General features: G+C 59.1%; 20 protein-coding genes and 4 tRNA genes. 11 read left to right on the plus strand and 13 right to left on the minus strand.

Features of this window, described 5'->3' with window-relative positions:
- Nucleotides 1-177 precede the first annotated feature (177 nt).
- The 3 genes from ICY20_RS20890 to copC form a co-directional block, all read right to left on the minus strand.
- On the minus strand, nucleotides 178-1,440 hold the full coding sequence (locus ICY20_RS20890) for an OprD family porin (protein WP_194938490.1): 1,263 nt from the start codon (nucleotides 1,438-1,440) through the stop codon (nucleotides 178-180).
- A gap of 262 nt (nucleotides 1,441-1,702) precedes the next feature.
- Nucleotides 1,703-2,560 (minus strand): copper homeostasis membrane protein CopD, encoded by an 858-nt coding sequence (gene copD, locus ICY20_RS20895; RefSeq protein ID WP_194938491.1) that lies wholly within the window; start codon nucleotides 2,558-2,560, stop codon nucleotides 1,703-1,705.
- A 3-nt stretch (nucleotides 2,561-2,563) separates the two neighbouring features.
- A complete protein-coding gene (gene copC / locus ICY20_RS20900) occupies nucleotides 2,564-2,929 on the minus strand; it encodes a copper homeostasis periplasmic binding protein CopC (RefSeq protein WP_159963354.1) in 366 nt (121 codons plus the stop codon).
- Between the two features lie 118 nt (nucleotides 2,930-3,047).
- On the opposite strand from copC, the gene ICY20_RS20905 reads away from it, so the two are divergent.
- Nucleotides 3,048-3,668: a TetR/AcrR family transcriptional regulator gene (locus tag ICY20_RS20905; protein ID WP_159963353.1), complete on the plus strand. Its 621-nt coding sequence runs from the start codon at nucleotides 3,048-3,050 to the stop codon at nucleotides 3,666-3,668.
- A gap of 111 nt (nucleotides 3,669-3,779) precedes the next feature.
- On the opposite strand, the gene preA is transcribed toward ICY20_RS20905, so the two are convergent.
- The 3 genes from preA to hydA form a co-directional block, all read right to left on the minus strand.
- Nucleotides 3,780-5,054 carry an NAD-dependent dihydropyrimidine dehydrogenase subunit PreA gene (gene preA / locus ICY20_RS20910; RefSeq protein WP_159963352.1) on the minus strand — a complete coding sequence of 425 codons (1,275 nt, stop codon included), beginning with the start codon at nucleotides 5,052-5,054 and terminating at the stop codon, nucleotides 3,780-3,782.
- A complete protein-coding gene (locus ICY20_RS20915; RefSeq protein WP_194938492.1) occupies nucleotides 5,054-6,421 on the minus strand; it encodes an NAD(P)-dependent oxidoreductase in 1,368 nt (455 codons plus the stop codon). The genes preA and ICY20_RS20915 overlap by 1 nt, the downstream gene beginning before the upstream one ends.
- Before the next feature lie 152 nt (nucleotides 6,422-6,573).
- Entirely contained in the window at nucleotides 6,574-8,013 is a 1,440-nt protein-coding gene (gene hydA / locus ICY20_RS20920; RefSeq protein WP_194938493.1) for a dihydropyrimidinase, read from the minus strand.
- Between the two features lie 592 nt (nucleotides 8,014-8,605).
- Here hydA and ICY20_RS20925 point away from each other — a divergent pair.
- On the plus strand, nucleotides 8,606-10,093 hold the full coding sequence (locus tag ICY20_RS20925) for an NCS1 family nucleobase:cation symporter-1 (RefSeq protein WP_194938494.1): 1,488 nt from the start codon (nucleotides 8,606-8,608) through the stop codon (nucleotides 10,091-10,093).
- 146 nt (nucleotides 10,094-10,239) lie between these two features.
- A complete protein-coding gene (locus ICY20_RS20930; protein WP_159961019.1) occupies nucleotides 10,240-11,523 on the plus strand; it encodes a Zn-dependent hydrolase in 1,284 nt (427 codons plus the stop codon).
- A gap of 122 nt (nucleotides 11,524-11,645) precedes the next feature.
- On the opposite strand, the gene ICY20_RS20935 is transcribed toward ICY20_RS20930, so the two are convergent.
- The 4 genes from ICY20_RS20935 to ICY20_RS20950 form a co-directional block, all read right to left on the minus strand.
- A complete protein-coding gene (locus ICY20_RS20935) occupies nucleotides 11,646-12,104 on the minus strand; it encodes an REP-associated tyrosine transposase (RefSeq protein WP_194938495.1) in 459 nt (152 codons plus the stop codon).
- A 210-nt stretch (nucleotides 12,105-12,314) separates the two neighbouring features.
- Nucleotides 12,315-13,736 carry an efflux transporter outer membrane subunit gene (locus tag ICY20_RS20940; protein WP_194938496.1) on the minus strand — a complete coding sequence of 474 codons (1,422 nt, stop codon included), beginning with the start codon at nucleotides 13,734-13,736 and terminating at the stop codon, nucleotides 12,315-12,317.
- Nucleotides 13,720-14,889 carry an efflux RND transporter periplasmic adaptor subunit gene (locus tag ICY20_RS20945; protein ID WP_194938497.1) on the minus strand — a complete coding sequence of 390 codons (1,170 nt, stop codon included), beginning with the start codon at nucleotides 14,887-14,889 and terminating at the stop codon, nucleotides 13,720-13,722. The genes ICY20_RS20940 and ICY20_RS20945 overlap by 17 nt, the downstream gene beginning before the upstream one ends.
- Entirely contained in the window at nucleotides 14,879-18,100 is a 3,222-nt protein-coding gene (locus ICY20_RS20950; RefSeq protein WP_194938498.1) for an efflux RND transporter permease subunit, read from the minus strand. Before ICY20_RS20950 ends, ICY20_RS20945 begins: the two co-directional genes overlap by 11 nt.
- A 197-nt stretch (nucleotides 18,101-18,297) precedes the next feature.
- Here ICY20_RS20950 and ICY20_RS20955 point away from each other — a divergent pair, with 197 nt between their 5' ends.
- Together ICY20_RS20955 and ICY20_RS20960 are read left to right on the plus strand one after the other, a co-directional pair.
- Nucleotides 18,298-18,723, plus strand: coding sequence for a PA0061/PA0062 family lipoprotein (locus ICY20_RS20955; RefSeq protein WP_194938499.1), 426 nt, complete (start codon nucleotides 18,298-18,300; stop codon nucleotides 18,721-18,723).
- A 360-nt stretch (nucleotides 18,724-19,083) separates the two neighbouring features.
- Nucleotides 19,084-19,746 (plus strand): peptidase C39 family protein, encoded by a 663-nt coding sequence (locus ICY20_RS20960; protein ID WP_159961007.1) that lies wholly within the window; start codon nucleotides 19,084-19,086, stop codon nucleotides 19,744-19,746.
- A 172-nt stretch (nucleotides 19,747-19,918) separates the two neighbouring features.
- On the opposite strand, the gene pbpG is transcribed toward ICY20_RS20960, so the two are convergent.
- On the minus strand, nucleotides 19,919-20,842 hold the full coding sequence (gene pbpG / locus ICY20_RS20965) for a D-alanyl-D-alanine endopeptidase (protein ID WP_159961005.1): 924 nt from the start codon (nucleotides 20,840-20,842) through the stop codon (nucleotides 19,919-19,921).
- 198 nt (nucleotides 20,843-21,040) lie between these two features.
- Nucleotides 21,041-21,985: an AraC family transcriptional regulator gene (locus tag ICY20_RS20970; RefSeq protein WP_194938500.1), complete on the minus strand. Its 945-nt coding sequence runs from the start codon at nucleotides 21,983-21,985 to the stop codon at nucleotides 21,041-21,043.
- Nucleotides 21,986-22,147: 162 nt separating this feature from the next.
- Here ICY20_RS20970 and ICY20_RS20975 point away from each other — a divergent pair, with 162 nt between their 5' ends.
- Entirely contained in the window at nucleotides 22,148-22,846 is a 699-nt protein-coding gene (locus ICY20_RS20975) for an alpha/beta hydrolase (RefSeq protein WP_159961001.1), read from the plus strand.
- Between the two features lie 107 nt (nucleotides 22,847-22,953).
- Here the strand turns inward: ICY20_RS20975 and folD are convergent, their stop codons facing one another.
- Nucleotides 22,954-23,808 carry a bifunctional methylenetetrahydrofolate dehydrogenase/methenyltetrahydrofolate cyclohydrolase FolD gene (gene folD / locus ICY20_RS20980; RefSeq protein WP_159960999.1) on the minus strand — a complete coding sequence of 285 codons (855 nt, stop codon included), beginning with the start codon at nucleotides 23,806-23,808 and terminating at the stop codon, nucleotides 22,954-22,956.
- A gap of 279 nt (nucleotides 23,809-24,087) precedes the next feature.
- Between folD and ICY20_RS20985 the strand changes: the two genes are divergently transcribed.
- The 5 genes from ICY20_RS20985 (at nucleotide 24,088) to tig (ending at nucleotide 26,280) form a co-directional block, all read left to right on the plus strand.
- Nucleotides 24,088-24,164, plus strand: a tRNA-Arg gene (locus tag ICY20_RS20985).
- A gap of 32 nt (nucleotides 24,165-24,196) precedes the next feature.
- Nucleotides 24,197-24,272, plus strand: a tRNA-His gene (locus tag ICY20_RS20990).
- A gap of 57 nt (nucleotides 24,273-24,329) precedes the next feature.
- Nucleotides 24,330-24,414, plus strand: a tRNA-Leu gene (locus ICY20_RS20995).
- Between the two features lie 79 nt (nucleotides 24,415-24,493).
- Nucleotides 24,494-24,569: transfer RNA gene (locus ICY20_RS21000), tRNA-His, on the plus strand.
- Between the two features lie 400 nt (nucleotides 24,570-24,969).
- Complete coding sequence (gene tig, locus ICY20_RS21005) at nucleotides 24,970-26,280, plus strand: trigger factor (protein WP_038848420.1); 1,311 nt, start codon at nucleotides 24,970-24,972, stop codon at nucleotides 26,278-26,280.
- Nucleotides 26,281-26,290 lie beyond the last annotated feature (10 nt).

A 26,290-nucleotide genomic window follows, 5' to 3' on the forward strand; every position in this document is an offset into this window, starting at 1 on the left:
CGAGCACCATACTGGCTGCCTTGAGTTTGAATTCACTGGAATAAGATTTGCGCATATTCAAAACACCTCAAATTTAGGCGCCATCATAGCGCCCGATTAAAGTGTCCAAAATCATTAGGCCAGATCAAGCCCCCTCCCACATTGGGTTTGCGGTGGTCTGTAGATCAGCGCTTACTGTCAGAGCAACGAAATCGGGTAACTGATAAAGACCCGATTCTCATCAAACTCGTTATTACTGAAATCCCGACGCATGGTCGCATTGCGCCAGCGCACGTTCAGGTTCTTCAACGCACCACTCTGCACCGTATACGCCAACTCCGACTCCCGGCCCCATTCCTTGCCGTCGGTAATCGCGCCGGTGTGCACGTTACTGCCGCTGATATAGCGGTTCATCATGGTCAGCCCCGGAATGCCCAGCACCACGAAGTTGAAGTCATGGCGCACCTGCCAGGATTTTTCCTTGGCGTTGTCGTAGCTGGCGTTGTAGCTGTCGTTGGCCAGTGTGCCGCCGCTGGTGCCATTAACCTTCATCCAAGCGCTGTCGCCGGTGAGTTTCTGCAAGCCGACATAGAAGGTGTTGCCGTTGTATTTGGCCGAGAGCAGGGCAAACGCGGTCTTGTTATCGAGGTCGCCGGCCAGGGCGCTGCCGTCTTCCTTGCCGGTGAAGAAGCCGAGGTTGGCGCCCAGGGTCCAGTCGCCCACGGGCTGGCTGTGGGTGAGGTTGAAATACTGCTGCTGGTAGATATCGGTCAGCTCGGCGTACCACACGCCAACCTGGGTGCGTTTGTCGTTGAAGGTGTATTCGCCGCCACCGAAGTTGAAACGGTCGGAGGTGAAGGCGGCTTTGCCGTTCATGAACATGTCTTCCATGCTCGCGTCGTTGCGCGGGCTGTTGCCGCGAAACTGGCCGCCGTAGAGGTTCAGGCCGGCGATTTCATTCGACGTCACCTGGCCGCCACGAAAGGTCTGGGGCAGGGAGCGGCCATCGTCGGAGCGCAGGATTGGCAGCACCGGCATCCATTCGCCGACCTTCAGTTCGGTCTTCGACAGCTTGGTTTTCAGCGCCACGCCCAGGCGGCCGAAGTTATCGGCGGGGCGGCCGTCATCGTGCACGGGCAACAGTTGAGTACCGGCAGTGCCTTTGCCACCGTCGAGTTTTTGCGAATACAGGCCCAGCACATCAATGCCGAAGCCAACGGTACCTTGGGTGAAGCCTGACTTGGCATCGAGGATGAAGTTTTGCGTCCACTCTTCGGCCTTGGCCTGAGGGTTGGTGTCGTTGGTGAAATTGCGGTTGAAGTAGGCGTTGCGCAGGTTGAGGGTGGCTTTGGCGTCTTCGACAAAGCCATCGGCCTGGGCGCTGAGGGGGAGGGTGAAGGCGAGGCTGCCAAAACTGATAAAACCCAGACGTGCGCAGGAATTGCGGGCGAATTGACTCACAGTGAAGCTCCCTTTCTTTTGTTGTTTTTATTATTTGTCATACGTTGTCGTACAACATTGGAGGTGATATTTGCGAGGTTTTGGTGAAGTGTCAAGCAGAAGTTATACGATGACTTTGCTGGCGATGATCTAAAGCGGGGCACGGTCAAAGTGGGAGCTGGCTTGCCTGCGATAGCATCGGCGCGGTGTTTCTGGCAGACCGCATCGTCTGCATCGCAGGCAAGCCAGCTCCCACAGTTGATTGCATTTCAAAGAGGGGACGTCAGTTGGCCATGACCATCGGTGGCAGGGTTCCTAGTAGAGAAACCGCCGCCACTGCCGCAATCCCCAACAGCCACTCCAGCATCACACTGGCCTTCAAACTGCCTACACGCTCGTCACAACGCTCGATCCGCAACCGGTTCAACAGCGCCAGTGCCAACATCCCGAGCACCAGCATCACCTTGATCAACAGAATCAACGCAAACCCGCTGAACAGCGGGGTGGGCCACAACTGCCCGGTCAGCACGCGCACGTTGATCAAGCCAGTGACCAGCAGCCCGGCCACCAAGCCATACCCCACACCGCTGAACCGTCGAAGGGTCGGCTCCAGCGCATGGCCTTGCGGTTGACGCAGGATCAACACCAGTAACAACAACCCGCCAAGCCACGCGCCCACGCAGGCCAGATGCACCACCTGATTGAGAATCAGCAGTTGCCCGCTGAGCCCATCGAGCATGGCGCCATGGCCAACCGGGGCCAGGGTTGCCAGCAGCAGGGCGAGCACGGGCAGTCGCAGTGCCGGCCAGGGCCTGGCCAGCACGATCACCAGTAACAGGTTGAGCAGCAGATGCCACACCCACACCTGGCCAAAAAACGTCTTGCCCAGTACCAACTGCACGGTGGCCGGTTGCAGCGCCGCATCCCAACTGCCGGCCATGCTGGCGGTGATCAACAGCAGCCAGGTCACGCCCGATACGAGCCCGATCCAGGCCAGTGCGCGAGTGATGCGCAACAACTGCCGGTCCAGTCTTGGCTGTGCTTCAACGCCCAGCAGCCAGGGCCTGAACAAGCAGGCCCCGAACATCAGCAACACAACGATGAAATGCACAAAACGGCACAGCACCAGCAGGGTCGCCATGGGTTATTGGCCGACCTTGAAGCTGTATTCACCGTTGCTCTTGTGGGTGTCGACCGACACCGCGTTCCACACCACCTTGTAGGTGCCGGTGGCCAGTGGTGCGGCAGGCGTGACCACCAGGGTTTTCTTGTCGGCGTCTGGGGTTTGCAGGCCTTGGATGGCGACTTCGGTGCCGTCCTTGCTCAGGGACACTTTGGTAAAGGTGGCTTCTACGCCTTCGCTGAAGGTCAGGCGCAGATCCGCAGGCGCGGCGACGGTGCTGTCGGCGGCGGGCGTTGCGGTTTTCAAGTGGGCGTGGGCGAAAGCCGCCGAAGCGCCTAATAGGGAGGCGAGCAGGGTGACGGTGGTCAGGGTCTTTTTGATCAACATTGTTCAATACCAATCAATGGGGGCAGAAGCGGGCAGTGTACGAAGTTTTAGTATGGCCTGTCGCCGCGATCTAGAGCCGGTGGTAGTCTCTAACCCTAGTTGTTGTCAGGGAGCCCTTATGGGCAATCACAAGATCGGAATTCGCCGGGTCAACGTCGAAAAAATCCTACTGGCGGCGGAGAAAATCTTCGCCGAGAAAGGCTATGGCAGCACCGCCATGGCCGATATCGCCGAAGAAGCGCAACTGCCGCGCTCCAACCTGCATTACTACTTCACCACCAAGAGCGAACTGTACAGCGCTGTGCTGTTCGACCTGCTGGAATTGTGGAAACAGGACGCCCTGAGTTTTGAGACCTTCGATGACCCACGCGTGGTGCTCAGCAGCTACATCCGCGCCAAGATGCAGCGCTCGCGCACGCGGCCCTATGGTTCGAAAGTCTGGGCCAATGAAATCATCCACGGTGCGCCTACCCTGGGCGAAGCGCTGGATGAAAGCCTGTACGACTGGGCCAAGATGAAGGAAGCGAAAATTCGCCAATGGGTGGAAGACAAACGCATCCTGGCGGTAGAACCGTCGAGCCTGCTGTATATGATTTGGGCGTCGACGCAGCACTATGCTGACTTTGATCATCAGGTGAAGATTTTGAATGATCACCAGCCGTTGTCGGATATGCAGTTTGAGCGGGCGATTCAGACGGTGACGGGGGTGATTTTGCGCGGGATTGGACTGGAGCCTTGAGGTGTGTGGTGAGGCTGATAGCCTCATCGGGGGCAAGCCCCCTCCCACATTTGGGTTTGTGAACACGGTCAAATGTGGGAGCTGGCTTGCCTGCGATAGCGGTCTGAAGGCCTACACCGCTTCCCGATAAGGATTACGCGGATCCTGCGTCCAATTCAAAAACGGCTTGCCGGTATCCATCGGCACCATCTCGATACAGTCCGCCACCGGGCAGGTGATCTGGCACAGGTTGCAGCCCACACATTCATCATCGATCACCTCGTATTTGTGCGTGCCATCTGCCTGTTTCAAGCTCGCAATCGCTTGGTGCGAGGTGTCCTCACAGGCAATGTGGCAACGCCCACAGCCAATACAGGCCTCTTGGTCGATCTTCGCGATCACCTGATAGTTGATGTCCAGGTACTTCCAGTCCGTGGTATTGCCCACCGCCCGCCCGGAAAATTCCTGCAGGCTGGTGTAGCCCTGGCTGTCCATCCAGCGCGACAGCCCGTCCTTCATCTCTTCCACAATCCGAAACCCATGCAGCATCGCCGCCGTGCACACCTGCACCGCGCCGCAGCCCAGCGCAACGAATTCGGCTGCATCGCGCCAGTTGCCGATGCCGCCAATGCCGCAGATCGGCAGGCCCTGGGTTTGCGGGTCGCGGGCAATTTCGGCGACCATGTTCAGCGCGATCGGCTTGACCGCTGAGCCGCAATAACCGCCGTGGGTGCTTTGAGTACCCACCATCGGCAGGGCGACCATGCGCTCCAGGTCGACGCTGGTGATGGAGTTGATGGTGTTGATCAGCGACACGGCATCCGCGCCGCCGCGATAGGCCGCCCGCGCCGCCACGCGAATGTCGGTGATGTTCGGCGTGAGCTTGACGATCACCGGCAGCGAGCAATAGGTCTTGCACCAGCGCGTCACCTGTTCGACATACTCCGGCACCTGGCCCACCGCTGCACCCATGCCGCGCTCGGGCATGCCGTGGGGGCAGCCGAAGTTCAGTTCGATGCCATCGCAACCGGTGGCTTCCACCAGCGGCAGGATGTTTTTCCAGGACTCCTCCACACACGGCACCATCAGCGACACGATCAGCGCGCGGTCGGGCCAGTCTTTTTTCACCTGGGTGATTTCCCGCAGGTTGATCTCCAGGGAACGGTCGGTGATCAGCTCGATATTATTGATGCCCAGTACTTCACGGTTGGCGCCGTAGTGGGCCGAGTAGCGGGATGACACGTTGACCGCCGCCGGGTCTTCACCGAGGGTTTTCCACACCACGCCGCCCCAGCCTGCTTCGAAGGCGCGCACTACGTTGTAGGCCTTGTCGGTGGGCGGCGCAGAGGCCAGCCAGAAGGGGTTAGGGGCTTTGATACCGGCGAACACAATCGAGAGATCGGCCATTACGCAGCCTCCACATTCAGCATGAGTTGGGCGTGCATGGCTTCGGCAGCCAACTTGCCGTGTTGCACGGCTTGCACGGTGAGGTCTTGGCCGAGGCTGACGCAATCGCCGCCGGCATACACCCCGGGAATACTTGTGCGCAGCTGTTCATCGACGAAGATGCGCTCGCCGACGCGGTGCAGTTGTTGAGCGAGAGGATCGTGCAACGCCTCGCTGTCAAACCCTTGGCCGATGGCCTTGAAGATCGCATCGGCGGCCAGTTCAAAGGTCTCGCCGGTGGGGTGCAGGCGGCCGTTTTCCATGTGGGTACGCAGGAAGCGCATGCCGCGTACGTGGCCTTTTTCGTCGAGCAGTACTTCTTCGGGCTGGGCCCAGGTCAGCAGGCGCACCTGATTGGCTTTGGCAATGTCTTGCTCGTGATGAGTGGCGCCCATATCGGCCAGGCCGCGACGGTACACGAGGTTCACATCACGAGCGCCGAGTCGGGCCATCTGCACGGCCATGTCGATGGCAGTATTACCGGCGCCGAGCACGATGCAGCGGTCGGCCAGCGGCAGTTGGGTCAGGTCATCGGCCTGGCGCAGTTCGCGAATGTACTCGGTGGCGGCGAGCAGGCCGGGGGCGTCCTCATGGGGCAGGCCGAGTTGTTTGCTGGCGGCGAGGCCGAGGCCCAGGAACACCGAGTCGAATTGTTGGTGCAGCTCGCTCAGGCTGAGGTTGTCGCCCAGGCGTTGGCCGTGGCGTATCTCGATGCCACCGATTTGCAGGAGAAAATCCAGCTCTTTCTGGGCGAAATCATCCACCAGCTTGTACTTGGCGATCCCGTATTCGTTGAGGCCGCCGGCTTTTTCTCGGGCTTCGAAAATCACCACGTCATGGCCGTGCAAGGCACTTCGATGGGCGCAGGCCAAACCGGCGGGCCCGGCGCCGACCACGGCAATGCGCTTGCCAGTGGAGGCGGCACGGTGGAAGGGGTGTTCAGTGAAATGCGCGTTGTCTACCGCATAGCGTTGCAGCAAGCCGATCAGCACCGGGGCGCATTCTTCGGCGTTGTTACGCACGCAGGCTTGCTGGCACAGGATTTCGGTGGGGCACACTCTGGCGCAGCTGCCACCGAGGATGTTGGCCGAGAGGATTTTTTGCGCAGCGCCTTGCACGTTTTCGGTGTGAATGTTGCGGATGAACGATGGGATATCGATCTCGCTGGGGCATGCGTTCACGCATGGCGCGTCGTAGCAATACAGGCAGCGCGAGGCTTCCAGTTGGGCCTGGCGGGCGTTGAGGGGGGGCGCCAGGTCGGTGAAGTGGCTGGCGAGGGTAGGGCCATCCTCTAGGGGATGGGGGAGGTGGGTCAGGGTCTGGATCACGGGTTTGGCCTCACGGTTATTGAGGTGCTGCCTCTGATGGGCATTGGTTTTTGTGTTGTTTGTACTGGCCTCTTCGCGAGCAAGCCCGCTCCCACATTTTGAATGTGTTCACAAATCGAAATGTGGGAGGGGGCTTGCTCCCGAAGGCGGCTTCAGCGGTTCACAGCCACTGGCTTGGAGTGCGCTGCCCGCTTGCTCAACTGCTCAAACACCGGCGGATACGTCGGCCGCTCCACATACCGCCCGGCACCCCGCTCGGCGCGCAGGTCGCCGTCTGCCCAGACCAACTTGCCCTGGCTGATGGTGTGGCTCGGCACGCCGCGTACGGTCTTGCCTTCGAAGATGTTGAAGTCGACTTTTTGATGGTGGGTCTTGGCGGAAATGGTCCGCGTGCCCTCGGGGTCCCACAGCACCAGATCAGCATCGGCGCCGACGCGGATCGCGCCCTTGCGTGGGTAGAGATTGAAGATCTTCGCGGTGTTGGTGGAGGTCAGGGCGACAAACTCTTGCATCGACAGGCGCCCGGTGTTGACGCCTTCATCCCACAACAGCGCCATGCGGTCTTCGATACCGGCGGTGCCATTGGGGATCTTGCTGAAATCGTCCCGGCCAGCCGCTTTTTGCTCGGCGCAGAAGCAGCAATGGTCAGTGGCGGTGGTGTGCAGGTTGCCCGATTGCAGGCCGTGCCAGAGGGCTTCCTGATGCCCGCGTGGGCGGAACGGCGGGCTCATCACGTAGCCGGCGGCGGTTTGCCAGTCGGGGTGTCTGTAGACGCTGTCGTCCAGTAGCAAATGGCCGGCGAGGACTTCGCCATAGACCGGTTGGCCCTTGCTGCGGGCGTAGGTGATTTCGTCGAGGGCTTCCTTGGTCGAAACGTGTACCAGGTACAGCGGCGTGCCAATGGTTTCGGCGATACGGATCGCGCGGCTGGCGGCTTCACCTTCTACCTGAGAAGGCCGCGACAACGGATGCGCTTCCGGCCCGGTGATGCCCTGGGCCATCAGCTTGCGTTGCAGGTGGTACACCAGCTCGCCATTTTCGGCATGCACGGTGGGCACTGCGCCCAGCTCCAGGCAGCGCTCGAAGCTGGCGACCAGGGTGTCATCCGCCGCCATGATCGCATTCTTGTAGGCCATGAAATGCTTGAAGCTGTTGATGCCGTGATGGTTGACCAGCTCGGCCATTTCTTCGCGCACCTGCTCGCTCCACCAGGTGATCGCCACGTGAAAACCGTAATCGGATGCGGATTTTTCTGCCCAGCCGCGCCACTGGTGAAAGGCTTCCAGCAAGGATTGCTGCGGGTTGGGGATCACAAAATCGATGATCGACGTGGTGCCCCCTGCCAAACCCGCCGCCGTGCCACTGAAAAAGTCTTCACTGGCCACGGTGCCCATGAAGGGCAGTTGCATATGGGTATGGGGGTCGATGCCGCCGGGCATCAAATATTGACCGCTGCCATCGAGTATTTCAGTGCCGGCGGGAATATCCAGATTCGTACCAATGGCGCGAATTAGACCGCCTGCGCATAAAACATCGGCGCGGTAACTTTCATCATGGGTAATAACGGTGGCGCCACGGATCAACAGCGACATGTCGAGTTCCTCACAGGCTTGACCGGCTTGTGCCAGTTCTAAGTGTTGTAATGCTGCGTGCCGATGGAGAAGTTAATTCCTGTCATCGGTGACAGGAATAGAAACTAGCCCGAGTTTTTCGATTGGGCAAGAAGATTTTTTATAAGCTTATATCGTGTTTAAAGTATTGAGTTATAACGATAAAAATCAAAAATAACCAAAATGTAGCGAGCGCTCACCATTTTGACGCACTTGACAGGTTCTCAAATTGAGCAACATTTCTTATTGCAAATCAGACGCTTGAGACATGCCCCTTGACGGGGCCGGGAAATAAAAATAATTGTGTTGCACCAGATTGAGTCCTGACAGTTCGGGAAACTTTCACTTGGTTTAGCCTGAGCCGCGTGAGAAGTACCGATGGATCAATCGGAAAGCTGATAAACATCAGCAAGTTATATAAGCGGTGCGGGTTGAAGATGGTCGGTCGGCACGGTTATTGAGTGCAGTGGCGGCTGGCCGGGCCCGTGATGTCATGTTGTTTACGAGGTACTCCGGCCATCCAGCGTAAAGCGTTGGATGAGCAACAATAATTCGAAAAAACCGTGGAGCGGCCATGCAACAGAACAGATCGCAAGTCATTGAACGCAACGGCCTGTACGAACTCGACGCCGGCCCCGACGTCCTCGACAGCCCGCGCTACAACCACGACATGGCACCGACCAAGGTGCACGAACGAACCTGGAACAAGTGGCATATCACCGCGCTGTGGGTGGGCATGTCGATCTGTGTGCCCACTTACACGCTGGGCGGGGTGCTCACTGCGTACTTCGGCTTGTCGGTGGGCGAGGCGCTGATGGCGATCTTGCTGGCCAATATCGTGGTGTTGATCCCGCTGACCCTCAATGCGTTTCCTGGCACCAAGTACGGCATTCCGTTTCCGGTGTTGTTGCGTTCATCGTTCGGCATTCTGGGTTCTAACGTGCCGTGCCTGATTCGGGCGCTGGTGGCGTGCGGCTGGTTTGGTATTCAGACGATGTTTGGCGGGCTGGCGATCCACCTGTTTTTGGGGTCGATTTTCGAAGGGTGGAAGTCCCTCGGTGGCACCGGTGAAGTCATCGGTTTCATGATTTTCTGGGTGCTGAACCTGTGGGTGGTGTTGCGCGGCGCCGAGTCGATCAAGCTGTTGGAAACCCTGTCGGCGCCGCTGCTGGTGGCCGTGGGGATTGGCCTGCTGGTATGGGCGATGCCGAATGTGTCCATCAGCGAGTTGATGGCGATCCCGCCCAAGCGCCCCGAAGGCGCGAGCCTCACCGGTTACTTCATGGCCGGCCTGACCGCGATGGTGGGGTTCTGGGCGACCTTGTCGCTGAATATTCCGGACTTCAGCCGTTACGCCAAGAGCCAGAAGGACCAGATACTGGGGCAGATTTTCGGCTTGCCCCTGACCATGTTCCTGTTCGCCTCCCTGGGCGTGATCATGACCGCCGCATCGGTGAAACTGGTGGGTGTGAGTGTGTCCGACCCGGTGACGTTGATTGGGCATATCCAGAGCCCGGTGTGGGTCGCGGTGGCCATGGCGCTGATTATCGTCGCCACGTTGTCCACCAATACCGCGGCGAACATCGTTTCGCCCACCAATGACTTTCAGAACATTGCCCCCAAGCTGATCAACCGCACGACCGCCGTCATCCTCACGGGGCTGGTGGGGTTGGCGTTGATGGGGCATGAGCTGCTGAAGAAACTGGGGTTGATCGTCTCCGACGTGAGCCTGGAGACGGTCTACTCCAACTGGTTGCTCGGTTACTCAAGCCTGCTCGGGCCTATCGCCGGGATCATGGTGGTGGACTACTTCATCACCCGCAAACAGCAACTCGACCTGGCCGGTTTGTACCGCGATGACGTGTACCCGGCGTGGAACTGGAGCGGTTTTATCGCGTTTGGCGTGCCGGTGGTGCTGACGCTTTTGTCGTTGGGCAGTGACGCATTCAGCTGGTTCTACAGCTATGGCTGGTTTACCGGTTCGGCGTTGGGTGGGCTGCTGTATTACGGCCTGAATGCCAAGCGCGGGGCCAGCCCGGTGCCCGCCAAATCCCAGTTGTGAATGCGGACCAGTGTGGGAGGGGGCTTGCTCCCGATAGCGGTGTATCAGCTACAGAGTTATCAACTGAACCACTGCAATCGGGAGCAAGCCCCCTCCCACATTTGACCCGAGTCAAACCATAAGAAATTCAGCTTGAGGAGATCCCCATGAACGCTGCGCTCGACGTTCTGCAATCCACCCATCAGCACATCAACCGCGACCGCTTGTGGCAGTCCCTGATGGACCTGGCCCAACTTGGCGCCACGCCCAAGGGCGGCGTGTGTCGCCTGGCCCTCACCGACCTCGACCGCAAGGCCCGCGATCTGTTTGTGCAGTGGTGCGAAGACGCCGGCTGCACCGTGACCGTCGACGGTATAGGTAACATCTTCGCCCGCCGCCCCGGCCGCAACCCCAACCTGCCGCCGGTGATGACCGGCAGCCATATCGACACCCAGCCCACCGGCGGCAAGTTCGACGGTTGTTTTGGCGTGCTGGCCGGAGTGGAGGTTCTACGTACGCTTAACGACCTAAAGATCGAGACCGAAGCGCCGCTGGAAGTGGTGGTATGGACCAACGAGGAAGGCTCGCGTTTTCCGCCGTGCATGATGGGCTCAGGGGTATTTGCCAAGAAATTCAGCCTAGCGGATACCTTGGCCAAGGTTGACGCGGATGGCATTTCTGTAGGCGACGCGCTGAACGCCATCGGCTATGCGGGTACTCGTCCGGAAAGCGGTCACAAGGTCGGCGCGTATTTCGAGGCCCATATTGAACAAGGCCCGATTCTGGAGGATGAGAAAAAAACCATCGGCGTAGTGTTAGGCGCATTGGGCCAGAAGTGGTTCGACCTGAAACTGCGCGGCGTCGAAGCCCATGCCGGGCCAACACCGATGCACCTGCGCAAGGACGCCTTGGTCGGCGCGGCGGCTGTGGTTGCAGCGGTGAATGCGGCAGCGTTGGGGCATCAGCCGCATGCTTGCGGCACGGTGGGTTGTTTGCAGGCTTATCCGGGGTCGCGCAACGTCATCCCCGGCGAAGTGCGCATGACCCTGGATTTTCGTCACCTGGAACCGGCACGGCTGGACTCGATGATCGCCCAGGTACGTAACGTGATCGAAGACACCTGCGCCAAACACGGCTTGAGTTTCGAAATGGAACCCACTGCGGACTTCCCACCGCTGTACTTCGACAAAGGCTGCGTGGACGCCGTGCGCGACGCAGCCAATGGCTTGGGCCTGTCGAACATGGACATCGTCAGCGGGGCCGGGCACGACGCGATCTTCGTCGCTGAACTGGGCCCGGCGGGGATGATCTTTGTGCCGTGCGAAGGGGGCATCAGCCATAACGAAATCGAGAATGCTGCGCCGGATGATTTGGCCGCCGGCTGCGCGGTTTTGTTGAGGGCAATGGTCGCCGCCTCAGCCGCTATCGCCAGCGGCAAACTCGCCGCCTGAAATGCAGTTCAAAACTGTGGGAGGGGGCTTGCTCCCGATGGCGGTGTGTCAGCTACATATGTATCAGCTGACACGTCGCTATCGGGAGCAAGCCCCCTCCCACATTTGAACTGTGTTGGCAGTTAGATCCAGATGGCATCCCATAGTGGGTAGTCGCCAATTCGCTCGACCAAACCTGCCCGTAGCGGGTTGGCCACCACATACCTGGCCATCTTCACCAAATCATCTTCCTTGCGCAGTGCTCGATCATGAAAACTCTCCTGCCAAAGCCGCCCTTTGCGCCCGCTTGCCCCGTTGACGGTCCGTGTGCTTTTAGATTTCACCTGACACATCAGATCCGCCAGCGATCCCTTTTTCAACTCGATAATCCAATGAAAGTGGTCAGGCATGATCACCCACGCCAGCGAATTCGCCAGCCCTTGGTACTGAACCAGGCGAAACTGCCAAACCACCAGCCGACCGAGATAAAAGTTGCTAAAAATGGGCGTGTGTTCGTGGGTGTTGGTGGTGATGAGATAGATGCGGTTGGGCTCGCTGAAACGCCCGATACGCAGGCGGTTTGACGCCGGTAGATCTGCCATTCCCTGGCCCTCTCAAGGTGTGTGTTGAGAGGCTAGATGGGTGTGCAAGAAGTTGATGGGCAGGCTGTTGGCAGGATGTGTCTGGGCAGGCGCTATCGGGAGCAAGCCCCCTCCCACATTGGATCTGCGGTGTTTATACAATCTGTGTCTTGCGCAGAACCCATGTGGGAGGGGGCTTGCTCCCGATGCGGTGCGTCAGTCGCAGCAGTTTTAACCGGCACGCCTTTGCCAGCCGCCGCCAAGGGCTGTGATCAAGCCGACGCTGGCTTGCAGTTGTCGCGTCTGCACCGCCTGCAACGTTCTCTGTGCCTGCAACGCCGCCGTCTGTGCAGTCACCACATCCAGATAACTCACCGCCCCGGCCTGGTAGCTGTTCATCGCCAGCGTTTGGGTGTGCTGCGCTGCATCCGCCGCTGCTTGTTCATCCTGCGCTTCCTGCTGCAAATCCCTCAGTTGCCCCAGGTTGTCTTCAACTTCGCGGATGGCTTTGAGCACATGACTACGGTACTGCGCCGAGGCTTCTTCGAATTCGGCTTTTGCCTGGCGTTCATTGGCGCTCAGGCGGCCGCCATCGAAGATCGGCAGGTTGACCAGCGGCCCCAGCGCCCAATAGCGATTACCCGCCGAGAGCAAATTGCCAACGCCCTGGGTCTGCCCGCCTATCAGCCCGGTCAGGCTGAAGTCCGGGTACCACGCGGCCTTGGCCACGCCGATATTGGCGTTGGCGGCGAACACCCGGCGTTCTGCCGCAGCGATATCCGGGCGGCGTTGCAACAGGTGGCTGGGCAGTTGCGAAGGAATGCCTGGCAAGGTGATTAGTTGCTGGCTCGGCGGCAATGAAAAATCACTCGCCGCCACGCCCACCAGTTCGCCGATGGCATGCTCGGTGAGGTTGCGTTGGCCGCGTACTTCATCCAGCTGCGCCTTGGCTTGCGCGAGTTGGTTTTGCGCGCGGGTCAGGTCCAGCTCCGAAGCGATCTGGCCTTCGTAGCGACTGCGCGTGAGTTGTAGCGCCTGGCTGAAATCCTCCAGCGAACTGTTGAGAATCCGTGCCTGGGCGTCGAGCCCATTGAGCTGCACATACAAGGTCGCCAACTGGTGTTGCAGGCTCAGGCGCGCCACCGCTAGATCGTCGGCGGACGCTTGCGCCTGGGCATCGCCGGCCGCCACCTGGTTGCGGATTTTGCCCCAGAGGTCCAGGTCGTAACTCAGGGAAAAACCAGCGGTGTTGCTGTTGTAGACCGACGGCTGGGTATCGCCCCGCAGCGGTCGTGAGTCCGACTGGCGTTGTCGCAACGGCTGCGCACTGGCAGTGATCTGCGGGAACAGCCCGGCATGCAATTGGCTGGCATACGCCTGGGACGCGTCAAAGTGCGCCAGCGCGGCGGCCAAATCCGGGTTGGCCTTGAGCAGTTGCTGTTGCAGGCCGCTCAGGCGCGAATCGTTGTAGAGCGTCCACCATTGAGGCGCCAATGGGTCGGACGGTTGCGCGCTGTGCCACGGGCCGTCGCTGGTTTGTTCGCGATAGCCCGCTGGCAAATCAACCGAGGGCACCTTGTAGGTCGGCGCCATTGAGCAGCCCTGTAATGCCAGCAGCATCAAGGCGGTGAGGGGCTTAAGCCTTGGGTGCATGCGCACCTCCGGAGGCCGCTGCCAGTTGCACCGGGTCGCCTTCGCGCAGGGCGTCGGGTGGGTTGTCGACGACGCGGTCGGCGGGTTTCAGGCCTTGGTCGATGACCAGGCGTTCGCCGAGGTCCAGGCCGATGTGGATGGTTTGCAGATGCACATGATTCTGCGCGTCCAACACAGCGACTTGGGTGCCTTGGGCACGGAAGATCAGGGCGCTGGCGGGAATGCTAACGCCGTGGGTGTCTGCTGGAATCGGCAGTGTCGCTTCGGCGTAGTCACCCGGCAGCAATTCGCCCTTGGGATTGTCGGCCACGAACTGCGCGAGCAAGGTGCCGGAGCGGCGATCAATGGCGGTGGAGTCGCCAATCAGGCGCGCCTTGAAGTGTTCACCGGGATGCTCGGGCACGGTCAGCTCGGCTTCAAGGCCTGGGTGGATGACGGCCGCGTAGTTCTGCGGCACCGGCACGTACAGGCGCAGTTGGTGAGTGTCGGCGATATTGAACAACTCCGGGTCGCTGTCGGTATCGGCTTTGATCAACTGGCCGATATCGGTGTTGCGCGCGGTGATGGTACCGGCGAACGGTGCGCGCAGGGTCTTGTAGCTTTCCAGTGCCGACAGCCTTGCGTAGTCGGCTGCGGCGGCTTCGGCGTTGGCCTTGGCGGCCGCGGCGTTGGAGGTTTTTTCATCGGCCTCCTGACGTGATACCGAGTGGCTGGCCAACAGGTTTTGCCAGCGCGTGGCCGTGGTTGCGGCCAGGCGTGCGTTGGCCTGTTCCTGAATCAGGCGGGCGTGGGTTTGGGCTAGTTGTTGGTCCAAATCCGGGCTGTCGATTTCGGCAAGGATCTGCCCGGCTTTGACCTGGGTGCCGATATCGGCTTTCCAGTCTTTCAAGTAGCCGCTGACCCGTGCATGGATCGGCGCCTTGCTCCAGGCTTCCAGGTGTGCGGGCAAGCGCAGGGTGTCGCCGGCGGCGTTTTGTTGCGGTTGGAACACCATCACTTGCGCGATGGCGGCGGTTTCCGTCCACGCAGTAACCGATTGCTCGTGCAATGTACGGGCGTGCAGGCCGTTGGCGACCAGCAGGGCGGCCAGTGTCAGGCCGCCGACACCCATGAGCATCAGACGCTTGCGCGAGGGTTGGTGATCAGACGACATGTGGGGTTTCTCCTGCAACAGCGCGAGTAGGGTGACGCCCGTGGACCAGGCTGAAAACCACGGGTACAAACAACAGGGTGGCGACGGTGGCGAAGATCAAGCCACCAATCACCGCCCGGCCGAGGGGGGCGTTTTGTTCTTCGGAAAGGGCCAGCGGCAACATGCCGATGATCATCGCCAGGGCGGTCATGCACACCGGGCGGAAGCGCGTGTAGCCGGCCTCCATCGCGGCCTTGAGCGCATCACCATGCTCGGCCAGGCGTTCGCGGCAGAAGCTCACCACCAGGATCGAGTTGGCGGTGGCCACGCCCATGCACAAGATGGCCCCGGTCAGTGCCGGCACCGACAGCGAGGTGCCGCTGAGGAACAGCATCCAGACGATCCCTGCGAGTGCCGCCGGCAATGCGGTGATGATCACGAACGGGTCGGCCCAGGATTGGAAATTGACTACGATCAGCAGGTAAATCAGCACCACCGCGCCCAGCAGGCCCAGGCTCAGGCCGCTGAAGGCTTCGTGCAGTGCATCGATCTGCCCATGCAGGCTGATGGTCGCGCCTTTGGGGCGCATTGACGCGGTGTTATCCAGCACCTTTTGCACATCCCGTGCTACGCCGCCGAGGTCGCGGCCCTGTACGTTGGCGTAGAGGTCCAGGGTCGGCTCGATGTTGTAGTGGGTCACCACCGCCGGGCTTTGCACGCGAGAAATGCTCGCCACGCCGCCGAGGATTTGCGACTGGCCGTTGGCACCGGTCACCGGTAGCGCTTCCAGTGACGGCAGGCTGTCGAGGCGGTATTGCGGCGTGGCCGCGACGATGGAGTACGACACGCCATTGGCCGGGTTGAGCCAGAAGGTCGGCGCGGTCTGCGAGGTGCCGGCCAGGGAGGCGACCATGCTGTTGGTGACGTCGCGCTCGGTGATGCCCAAGCCGTTGGCACGCAGGCGGTCCACATTCACTTGCAGCGACGGGTAGCCGGTGGACTGCTGGATGCGCAGGTCGGCGATACCGGGTACGTGTTGCAGGCGGCGCTCAAGCTCTACCGCGTAGGCACGGTTTTGTGCATCGTTGCGCCCGGAGATTTTCACGTCCAGCGGAGCCGGGGCGCCGAAGTTGAGGATCTGGCTGCTGATGTCGGCTGGCAGGAATGCGAAGTGACTGCCGGGGAAGCTTTGCGGCAGGGCTTCACGCAGTTTTTTCACGTAGTCGGCGGTGGGGGCGTGGTCCTTTTTCAGGCTGACCTGGATGTCGCCGTCCTGCGGGCCGATGGTGCCGCTGCTGCTGTAGGCCATGTCGATGCCGCTCAGCGGGATGCCGATGTTGTCGACGATGGTGTCCAGTTCTTCGGCAGGGATCACTTCGCGGATTCGCGCTTCGATACGGTCGAAGGCGGCGGCGCTTTCTTCAATGCGCGTGCCCAGCGGCAGGCGCACATGCAGGGCCAGGGCGCCTGCGTCGGTGGCCGGGAAGAAGTCCTGGCCCAGGCTTGGCAGCAGCAGGAACGAGGCGAGTACACAGGCCAGGAAGCCGACGATAAAGCGCTTGCGGTTGCCCAGCGCCAACATCAACAGGCCATGGTAGGTGTCGCGGATATTCGAGAAGTGGCGCTCGAAACCCTGCTGGAAATTCAGCACCGCTTGCAGCAGCGCATTTCGCGGAGGTTTGTGCTGCTCGCCCTCGTGGTGGTTGATGAATTGATCTTCCGGGTGATGCCCTTCGCCTTGCTCCGGTGTGTGGGGCTTGAGCAGGAACATCGCCAGGGTTGGCACCAGGGTGCGCGAGAGGATGAACGAACTGGCCATGGCAAAGATCACCGCCAGGGCCATGGGCCGGAACAGATAACCGGCGATGCCTTGCAGCAGGAACATCGGCACGAACACGATGCAGATACACAGCAGCGAGACGAACGCGGGGCCGACGATCTGCGCGGCGCCGTCGAGGATCGCGGTTTTCACCGACTTGCCTTGTTCCAGGTGCCAGTTGATGTTTTCGATGGTCACCGTGGCGTCATCCACCAGGATACCCACGGCCAACGCCAGCCCGCCCAACGTCATCACGTTGAGGGTTTGCCCGCTCACCGCCAGCAGCGCGATGGCCGACAAGACTGCCAGGGGAATCGAGGCGGCGATGATCAGCGTCGAACGCCAGCTGCCGAGAAACAGCAGGATCATCGCGCTGGTCAGCAGTGCGGCAATGATGCCTTCCTGGGCCACGCTGCCCACCGATTGCTTGACGAACACCGAGGCATCACCCAGCAGCGAAGTCTTCAGCGACGGCGGCAGGGTTTCGTTGATGCGCGGCAGCATCTGGCGGATGCCGTCGATGATCGACAGGGTGGAGATGCTGCCGTTTTTCAACGCCGGCATCAGCACGGCGCGGTGGCCGTCGACGCGTACGATGTTGGTCTGCGGCGGCGAGCCGTCCCGTACGTGAGCCACTTGGCCGATGGTGATCAGCGCGCCATCCACGGTCTTGATCGGCAAGTCGTTAAGCTCGTCGATCGCCTTGGGGCTGTTGTTGAGCAAGATCGTGTATTCGTTGGGGCCGAGTTTGGCGGTGCCCACCGGAATGATCTGGTTCTGCAAGGCCAGGGCGTTGCCCACGTCCTGCGCCGACAGGCCTTTGGCGGCCAGCGCCTGCGGGTCGAGGTCGAGGGTGATCTGGCGTTGCTTGCCGCCCATGGGGGTGGGCATGGCCAGGCCGGGCAGGGCGCTCAGGGGCAGGCGGATATTGTTCTGCACCAGGTCGCGGATCTTCGCCTCCGAGAGGCTGGGGCTGGAGAACGCCATTTGCAGGATCGGCACCGTGGAGGCGCTGTAGTTGAGGATCAGCGGCGGCGTGATGCCCGGTGGCATCTGCTTGAGCACGGTTTGTGACACCGCCGTGACTTGGGCGTTGGCGGTACGGATATCTACGCCGGGCTGGAAGAAGATCTTGACGATGCCCATGCCGGGCAGCGATTGCGATTCGATATGTTCGATGTCGTTGACGGTGGTACTCAGGGAGCGTTCATAGGTATAGATCACCCGACCGGCCATGGCGTCTGGCGACAGGCCGTTGTACTGCCACACCACGGCGACCACAGGGATGCCAATATCGGGAAACACGTCGGTGGGAGTTCGCAGGGCCGCCATCGGCCCGATGATGCAGATGAATATGGCCAACACGATAAAGGTGTATGGCTTTTGCAGTGCGGTCTTTACCAGCCCGAGCATGCGTGAGTCTCCGGAGAAAGCAGGATTGCAAACCCCGGCAGTCTTGCCCGACCCACCTAACACGCACCTTTCAGCCAGGTGAAGGAACATTTAGGTTGGGGCTTAAGATCGTTTCATCTGTATTCATTTGTTCTACGCAGGCCAGCTCTCCAAGCTTGTAACCCATTGGACACATCGTCTTCCCTTGGAGCCCTGCCATGTCACTTAAACCTAAGTCACTTAACCCTCTGTTGTTGATTCCCGCCCTCGGTGCCGTGCTGTTATTATCGGCGTGCGCCGGCCCGATCCCGAAAGCGGACCCGAGCGAAGCCTGGATTGGTTTGAAAGAAGACGCGCCGAATGACCTGATGGCCGAGCGCGTGGACGGCAAGCGTGTGGATGACGGGCGTTTTTTTGAGGTGACCCCAGGGGATCATCGCCTGGACGTGACGTTATTCGAAGAGGAACCCGGTGACGACAACCAGCGGGATTGCCAGGGCCGGGTCGAGTACCAGGATTTCAAGGCGGGTGAGCACTACACCCTGACGGAATCAAGCTTGGGCACCACCGTGCGCGCATCCCTGAAGGATGGCCATGGCAAGGAAGTCGCAGCAACGCAGGACTTCAGTTGCATGCCCGGCTAGGCGTGATGCACCGCCGCCTTGTGGGGCTTCGCGGGTTTAACGTGGGGGTGATGGTGCCGGCGCGTAATGCGCAACACCCCCCACAACATAGCGCCGGCAACGGCCAGCCAACCGCAGATCAACATTAAAATCGTTGTAGCAAGGCTCATTCTGGCCTCCTTTCGCCCCGTACGGGGCACACACAGTCTTCTCAATGGACAGTCTAGCTACCTGGCGGTTGCCTGCTATTGACCAATGGTCGTGTCTGTCCAACTTCTTTGCTCTATGCCGGGTGTTTTACTGGCGCTTGAGGCTATACCCGCGTGGCAGAGCGTCCTATGATCATCGGCCTTACCGGCAGTTGATCAAGAGAGTAAAAAATTGCGGTTACGGTCGAACCTTTCAACGTCCTTGTTGCTTGCTTGTGCCCTGGGCCTCGCAGCCTGTTCCTCTGCGCCTTCAAAGCTGCCGGGCTTGCCGGAGCGTGTCGAGCTCAACGGTGTGCCGACTTTTCGTGGTGAGGCCTATCAGAGCGGCCCTACGGCTTTAGCCAGCATGCTGTCGCAACAAGGCATTGTCATGACACCGGGCTTGCTGGATAAGCCCTTGCATTTGCCCGGCGGCGAAGCGCACCTGGAGCGCAACATGCAGGTGCTGGCGCGTGAATACGGGCTGATGGTGTACCCGTTGGACGCCAAGCTGACGGCGGTGCTGGCGCAGGTGGCTGCGGGTTACCCGGTGATGGCGCGGATTGGCGGCGGGGTATGGTCGGATGCGCGCTATGTCGTGGTAGTGGGGTTCAATCAACAGAAAAGCACAGTGCTGCTGCGGTCGGGCATGGACCGACGTTTGTTGATGAGCTTCAGCGACTTTGAATCAAAGTGGAAGAGCGCCGGGAACTGGGCAATTCTCACCCAGCGGCCGAGCCAGTTACCGGCCAATGTGGATGCGCAGCGCTGGCGGGATGCGGCGAATGCGACGGCTCAGGCCGGGCAGGAGCGGGCGGCGGCGCAGGCCCTAAAGGTGCTGGCAGAACGCAAATAATCCATCATGTGTAGGTCAATGTGGGAGGGGCGGTGCGACGATTCGACTTGCCCCCGATAGCGGTGTTTCAGTCACATAGTTATCAACTGACCCACTGTCATCGGGGGCAAGTCGAATCGTCGCACCGCCCCTCCCACATTTGAGCATTTCATATTGGAATTGAGGTTGTGGCTTAGCGACGCACTTCTGCCGCGTTCGGGCGATTCTTCAGGTTTTTATCGGCCTTGTAGCGCAACGCTACATCCGGCACCGACCCACTCTTGCCGGTCTCAACCCAATTGCGAATCCGGCTGGCATCGGCAAAGTGCGTGAACTTGCCAAACGCATCCAGGATCACCAACGACACCGGGCGGTTACCCATGCTGGTGACCAGCACCAGGCAGTGGCCAGCCTGGTTGGTAAAGCCGGTCTTGGTCAGCTTGATATCCCAGTTGGCGCGGTTGATCAGGTGGTCGGTGTTGGAGAAGCCCAGGGTGTAGTTGGGCTTGCGGAACGACACGGTCTTTTCCTTGGTGGTGCTCAACTGGCTCAGCATTGGATAGTGACGCGCTGCGGCCAGCAGCTTGCTCAGGTCGCGGGCCGTGGACACGTTGTGAATTGACAGGCCTGTAGGCTCTACATAGTGCGTGCTGGTCATGCCCAGCGCCTTGGCCTTGGCGTTCATCGCGGCGATAAAGGCTGGGTAGCCGCCTGGGTAGTGGTGGGCCAGGCTGGCGGCGGCACGGTTTTCCGAGGACATCAGGGCGATCAGCAGCATTTCTTTGCGGGGCATTTCGCTGCCGATTTTCACGCGGGAGAACACGCCTTTCATTTCTGGCGTGTCCTTGATGTTGATATCGATGTACTCATCCATGTTCTGCTTGGCTTCGAGCACGATCAGGCCGGTCATCAACTTGCTCACCGAGGCGATGGGTACCACCACGTCGGGGTTGCTGGAATAGATGACCTTGTTGGTCTGCAAGTCCACCAGCATGGCGCTGCCGGAGGCGATTTGCAGTTTGGAGGTGTCACGCGGCGCTTGGGTGGTCTCGGCGGCGTGCGCGAAGGTGCCTGTGAAAGCAAAAAATAGGCTGGCAATAGAAAGACGAATTTTCACGCGGATGAACTCGCTAAAAAGTAAGGAAATACCGTTGGGGAACGGGTTGTGCGACAAATGCCGTTACATTTTAGGAGTATGGATCAGAAAGCGATAGAGAGCCTTTAAATAAAGGCTGTAAGCCGATGATGGGTTAGGGCTGTACCGGGTGTGTGGGGCTGGGATGTATGGGGGCGTTACAAATTTTGTTGCTGAGTATCACTGCGTTGCTTTCTGGCGATACTCGGTTGGAGTCAACCCGAGTTCCCGGCGGAACGCCCGGCTAAATGCTGCATCCGAGTCATAGCCAAGACCTTCGGCAATTGTAGAGATACGCTGGCTTGAGGATCTAAGGCGTTTGACGGCGAGTTGCATTCTCCAGCGCACGAGATATCGCATTGGGGATTCGCCGATCAGCCGGCTAAATTTATTCGCAAGATTTGACCGTGATTGACCAATTCTGGTCGCAAGCTTCTCCACCGTCCAATCTGCACCTGGCTCGGCGTGCAGCAATGCAAGTGCGTGACCGACGATAGGGTCGCGCAATGCCGAAATCCAGCCGGTAAAGCTATCCGGTGCTGTTGAAAGCCAGTTACGAATTGCCCAGATGAACATCAGGTCGATGATCCTGGAGAGCATGATCTTGCTCCCTATCGACGGAAACGCCTGCTCCTTTTGCATTGCCTGCACCGTCAGGTTGAGCCACTCCCTGGAGCCAAGCGTGTCAGGCTCGGTGGATGGCTGGCTTGACACGTGGAGAACCTTCGGCAAGCCCGACATCAGGGCCTTGCCGCCAATGCAATCAAACCGGTAAAGCCCGGAGGTAATGCTGCCGCCGGGCGTCGACGCTGTGGTTTGATACTGGATCCAATGGCTTACGCCACTGGGGATAAAAATGATGTCGCCCGTGCAAAGGTGCGTTGGCGTGTTGGCGTCCTCAAAGTGCAGTGCGAACGCCCCGTGATGCACGATATGAAAGCACCCCTTTTCTCCGTCAAAACGCTGCTTTTCAGTTTTTGAATAAACGTGTGTTGGAAGCAACTCGCTGGTCATTTCTGCCTTACTGAAGACATCAAAAAAAACGTCTGCAGCCGGGTGCCTCAAGTCGGCGTCGAACTTTCCCGTACTGCGGCGTTTCAGCATGTTTTCTGGCGTTTCGATCATGGTAAATCCCTTTCTGTCGACACAATAATTGCTCGGCCAGAAGGCTCCGAGGGTTTGCGCTTGGTTTGGCAGATGAAACGATTCAGGGTTCCTCTGGGAGATGCTCTAAACAACGGATTTCCGCTTAGCGGATTTCTTTCACTGACGAGTGGGGTTCTAACAATGACCAATAAACCTACGATATTGCTGGTCCACGGGTTTTGGGGCGGCGCAGCGCACTGGAGCAAAGTAATTGTTGAGTTAAACCGTAAAGGCTATACGTCCATTCATGCAGTAGAGATGCCTTTGACATCGCTCGCTGAAGATGCAGAGCGCACGCGTAAGATGATCGCTCAGCAAAAGGGGCCTGTCTTGCTTGTGGGGCATTCGTACGGTGGCGCCGTCATCACTGAAGCGGGTGACCAGCCCAATGTCATTGGGCTGGTTTACATCGCGGCATTTGCACCTGATGCAGGTGAGAGCCCGGGCGAGATCACTCAGCGAAATCTGCCACAAGCTGCCGCCAACCTTGAGCCGGATAGCGACGGATATCTGTGGGTAAAGGCGGATAAATTCCATGAGAGCTTTTGCCAGGACCTCTCTGCCAGTGAAGCGTTGGTGATGGCCGTCACTCAAAAGGCTCCGCTCGCCAGTACATTTGGCGACAAGATCACTGCACCTGCCTGGAAGAACAAACCGTCTTGGTATCAAGTGTCCAGTGAAGACAGAATGATTCATCCCGAGAATCAGAGGTTAATGGCGGCAAAGCTTGATCCTGAGGGCCTTATTACTTTAGCGACCAGCCATGCGTCGCTGGCGACTAAGCCTTTCGAAGTTGCTTCGTTTATTGATGAGGCTGCGGTAGCTGCATCCAAGGACTAAGTTCGCCCGAAGGATCCACTAGCCCAGCGTGTGTTGGGCTGCCCATGTTTATTACAGGCAATAAAAAGCCCTGCGCAACGGCAGGGCTTTTTTAGCACGGCTGTTTATTAGTCGTGCAGGGCTTCTGCCGCATACAGCGTGTTTTCCAGCAAGCACGCTCGGGTCATCGGGCCGACGCCACCCGGTACTGGAGTGATCCAGCCGGCGCGGGGCAGGGCGGTTTCGTACACCACGTCGCCCACCAGCTTACCGTCTTCCTGACGGTTGATGCCGACGTCGATAACGATGGCGCCCTCCTTGATCCACTCACCCTTGACCAGGCCTGGCTTGCCGGCGGCAACCACTACCAGGTCGGCGCGGCCAACGTGGCCGGCGAGGTCCTTGGTGAAGCGGTGGGTGACGGTCACGGTGCAGCCGGCCAGCAGCAGTTCCATGGCCATCGGGCGACCGACGATGTTGGAGGCGCCGACGACCACGGCATCGAGGCCGTACAGGTCGATACCGGTGCTTTCCAGCAGGGTCATGATGCCTTTCGGCGTGCACGGGCGCAGCAGCGGAATACGCTGGGCCAGGCGGCCGACGTTATAAGGGTGGAAACCGTCGACGTCCTTGTCTGGGCGGATGCGCTCCAGCAGTTTGGAGGCGTCCAGGTGTTGCGGCAGTGGCAGTTGCAGCAGGATGCCGTCGATACCCGCGTCGTCGTTGAGGCCGTCGATCAGGTCGGTGAGCGCCTGTTGGGAGGTCTCGGCAGGCAGGTCGTAGGCCTTTGAAATAAAGCCGACCTCTTCACAGTCTTTACGCTTGTGCGAGACATAAACCTGAGAGGCAGGATCGCTGCCGACCAGGATCACCGCGAGGCCAGGCGTGCGCAGGCCTTGCTGGCTGCGCTCGGTGACTCGTTTGGCGATCTGCTGGCGCAGGCTGGCGGCGATTGATTTGCCGTCGATAAGTTGTGCAGTCATTACGCGTGATTAACCATCGAGAGGGGGAAGAAAAGTGCGCGCATTCTCGCATGCCATGGCGTGAGGGCAAAGGCGCTTGGTCTGCAAATTGCCCTAACCCCTTAAATAAAATGAATTTTTTTCAAAAAAGATTTGACGGGTTTCCAGGCCCTCTATACTATTCGTCGCACTTGTCGGGCACAGCCTAGCACTGGTTAAGAAGGTCAAGCAGAATAGATGGTTATTCTGTAAGGCTGGAAGCATTTAGTTTGTAGTCCTAATAGAATACAGATTAATCAGGCGCCCGTAGCTCAGCTGGATAGAGCATCCGCCTTCTAAGCGGATGGTCGCAGGTTCGAGTCCTGCCGGGTGCGCCATTAGGCAGCTTTGGCACAAGTAGCGCTATATGGTGGGCGTAGCTCAGTTGGTAGAGCACGGGATTGTGACTCCCGTTGTCGAGGGTTCGATCCCCTTCGTCCACCCCATATTTTGAAAAGGCGCCAGATTAATCGTCTGGCGCCTTTGCTTTAAGAGCTTCAAGCGCGGATGTGGTGGAATTGGTAGACACACTGGATTTAGGTTCCAGCGCCGCGAGGCGTAAGAGTTCGAGTCTCTTCATCCGCACCAATTTCAAAGCGTCACCCTGCCGCAAGGTGAGGTGAGGTTCAACAAAGAAGATGTTCGAGTTCTTTGTTAATGCAATATGGTGGGCGTAGCTCAGTTGGTAGAGCACGGGATTGTGACTCCCGTTGTCGAGGGTTCGATCCCCTTCGTCCACCCCATATTCGAAAGGCGCCAGATTTAACAGTCTGGCGCCTTTTTTGGTTTTAGCGGTTCGAATATTCAGTGGCTGCAGGTTCTGGGCTGCAACGGCAGGGCGTTTCATCGTATTTATGTGTCTCGATGATACTGCGTTGTCCGCTCGCTCCCTTTGAAGGGTGGGCCGTCAGGGAGATGGGTGACGACTTCTTCTATATATAGAAGGGGCGGCGCAGAGCCCTGGCGTGATTGTCTGTATTTGTCACCGGGGCGAGGTACTTCAGTGCCTTCGTACCGATAAATTGCCGGCTGTTTTCGGGCGTATTTGCAGTAGGGTGACTTCTTGAGTTTGACCCACTAGAATGCATGCCCTTGATTGGGGTCGGAAATGGCCGGCTAACGTCTGTGCAACGAGGAATATCCATGCAAGTTTCTGTTGAAAATACTACTGCTATCGAACGTCGCCTGAGCATCACCGTGCCGGCTGAGCGTATCGAAACTGCGGTCAACAAGCGTCTGCAGCAGACTGCCCAGAAAGCCAAGATCGCTGGTTTCCGTCCAGGCAAAGTGCCGATGAGCGAAATCAAGCGCCGTTTTGGTGCTGATGCGCGCCAGGAAGCTGTTGGTGACGTGATTCAGGCTTCTTTCTACGAAGCTGTTGTTGAGCATAAGCTGAACCCGGCTGGCTCGCCTTCGATCGAGCCTAAGTCCCTGGAAGCGGGCAAGGACCTGGAGTACGTTGCTGTATTCGAAGTGTTCCCAGAATTTGAAGTGGCCGGTTTCGAAGGTATCGAAATCGAGCGTCTGAGCGCCGAAGTGGCTGATTCGGACCTGGACAACATGCTGGAAATCCTGCGCAAGCAGAACACTCGTTTTGAAGTGGCCGACCGCGCTGCCCAGAACGAAGACCAGCTGAACATCGATTTCGTTGGCAAGGTTGATGGCGAAGTATTCGCTGGCGGCTCCGCCAAGGGTACTCAGCTGGTGCTGGGTTCCAACCGCATGATCCCTGGTTTTGAAGACGGTCTGGTTGGCGCTAAAGCCGGCGAAGAGCGCGTTCTGAACCTGACTTTCCCTGCTGACTACCAGAACCTGGACCTGGCTGGCAAAGCCGCCGAGTTCACCGTGACCGTCAACAGCGTTTCCGAGCCTAAGCTGCCAGAGCTGAACGAAGAATTCTTCGCTCAATTCGGTATCAAGGAAACCGGTATCGAAGGTTTCCGCACCGAAGTTCGCAAGAACATGGAGCGCGAGCTGCGTCAGGCCATCAAGTCCAAGGTCAAGAACCAGGTTATGGACGGCCTGCTGGCTGCCAACCCGATCGAAGTGCCTAAGGCTCTGCTGTCCAACGAAGTGGATCGCCTGCGCGTTCAAGCGGTTCAGCAGTTTGGTGGCAACATCAAGCCTGACCAACTGCCGGCTGAGCTGTTCGAAGAGCAAGCCAAGCGCCGCGTTGTGCTGGGCCTGATCGTGGCTGAAGTGGTCAAGCAGTTCGACCTCAAGCCAGACGAAGACCGCGTTCGCGAAATGATCCAGGAGATGGCTTCGGCCTACCAGGAGCCTGAGCAGGTCGTGGCTTGGTACTACAAGAACGACCAACAGCTGAACGAAGTACGTTCGGTTGTGCTTGAAGAACAAGTTGTGGATACTGTTCTGCAGAAGGCTAAGGTGACCGATAAAGCGGTCTCTTACGAAGAAGCAGTCAAACCGGCGGAAGCAGCACAAGCCGACTGATTGTCCAACT

Source organism: Pseudomonas pisciculturae, from assembly GCF_015461805.1.
Taxonomy (GTDB): Bacteria; Pseudomonadota; Gammaproteobacteria; order Pseudomonadales; family Pseudomonadaceae; genus Aquipseudomonas; species Aquipseudomonas pisciculturae.

Excerpts from the sequence above, each read along its gene's own strand:
- ICY20_RS20935 (WP_194938495.1), bottom strand. The coding sequence starts at position 12,104 with ATGGCAGATCTACCGGCGTCAAACCGCCTGCGTATCGGGCGTTTCAGC.
- ICY20_RS20945 (WP_194938497.1), bottom strand. The coding sequence starts at position 14,889 with ATGTCGTCTGATCACCAACCCTCGCGCAAGCGTCTGATGCTCATGGGT.
- ICY20_RS20940 (WP_194938496.1), bottom strand. The coding sequence starts at position 13,736 with ATGCACCCAAGGCTTAAGCCCCTCACCGCCTTGATGCTGCTGGCATTA.
- ICY20_RS20930 (WP_159961019.1), top strand. The coding sequence starts at position 10,240 with ATGAACGCTGCGCTCGACGTTCTGCAATCCACCCATCAGCACATCAAC.
- ICY20_RS20975 (WP_159961001.1), top strand. The coding sequence starts at position 22,148 with ATGACCAATAAACCTACGATATTGCTGGTCCACGGGTTTTGGGGCGGC.
- folD (WP_159960999.1), bottom strand. The coding sequence starts at position 23,808 with ATGACTGCACAACTTATCGACGGCAAATCAATCGCCGCCAGCCTGCGC.
- copD (WP_194938491.1), bottom strand. The coding sequence starts at position 2,560 with ATGGCGACCCTGCTGGTGCTGTGCCGTTTTGTGCATTTCATCGTTGTG.
- tig (WP_038848420.1), top strand. The coding sequence starts at position 24,970 with ATGCAAGTTTCTGTTGAAAATACTACTGCTATCGAACGTCGCCTGAGC.
- ICY20_RS20905 (WP_159963353.1), top strand. The coding sequence starts at position 3,048 with ATGGGCAATCACAAGATCGGAATTCGCCGGGTCAACGTCGAAAAAATC.
- hydA (WP_194938493.1), bottom strand. The coding sequence starts at position 8,013 with ATGTCGCTGTTGATCCGTGGCGCCACCGTTATTACCCATGATGAAAGT.
- copC (WP_159963354.1), bottom strand. The coding sequence starts at position 2,929 with ATGTTGATCAAAAAGACCCTGACCACCGTCACCCTGCTCGCCTCCCTA.
- ICY20_RS20955 (WP_194938499.1), top strand. The coding sequence starts at position 18,298 with ATGTCACTTAAACCTAAGTCACTTAACCCTCTGTTGTTGATTCCCGCC.
- ICY20_RS20950 (WP_194938498.1), bottom strand. The coding sequence starts at position 18,100 with ATGCTCGGGCTGGTAAAGACCGCACTGCAAAAGCCATACACCTTTATC.
- ICY20_RS20925 (WP_194938494.1), top strand. The coding sequence starts at position 8,606 with ATGCAACAGAACAGATCGCAAGTCATTGAACGCAACGGCCTGTACGAA.
- ICY20_RS20970 (WP_194938500.1), bottom strand. The coding sequence starts at position 21,985 with ATGATCGAAACGCCAGAAAACATGCTGAAACGCCGCAGTACGGGAAAG.
- preA (WP_159963352.1), bottom strand. The coding sequence starts at position 5,054 with ATGGCCGATCTCTCGATTGTGTTCGCCGGTATCAAAGCCCCTAACCCC.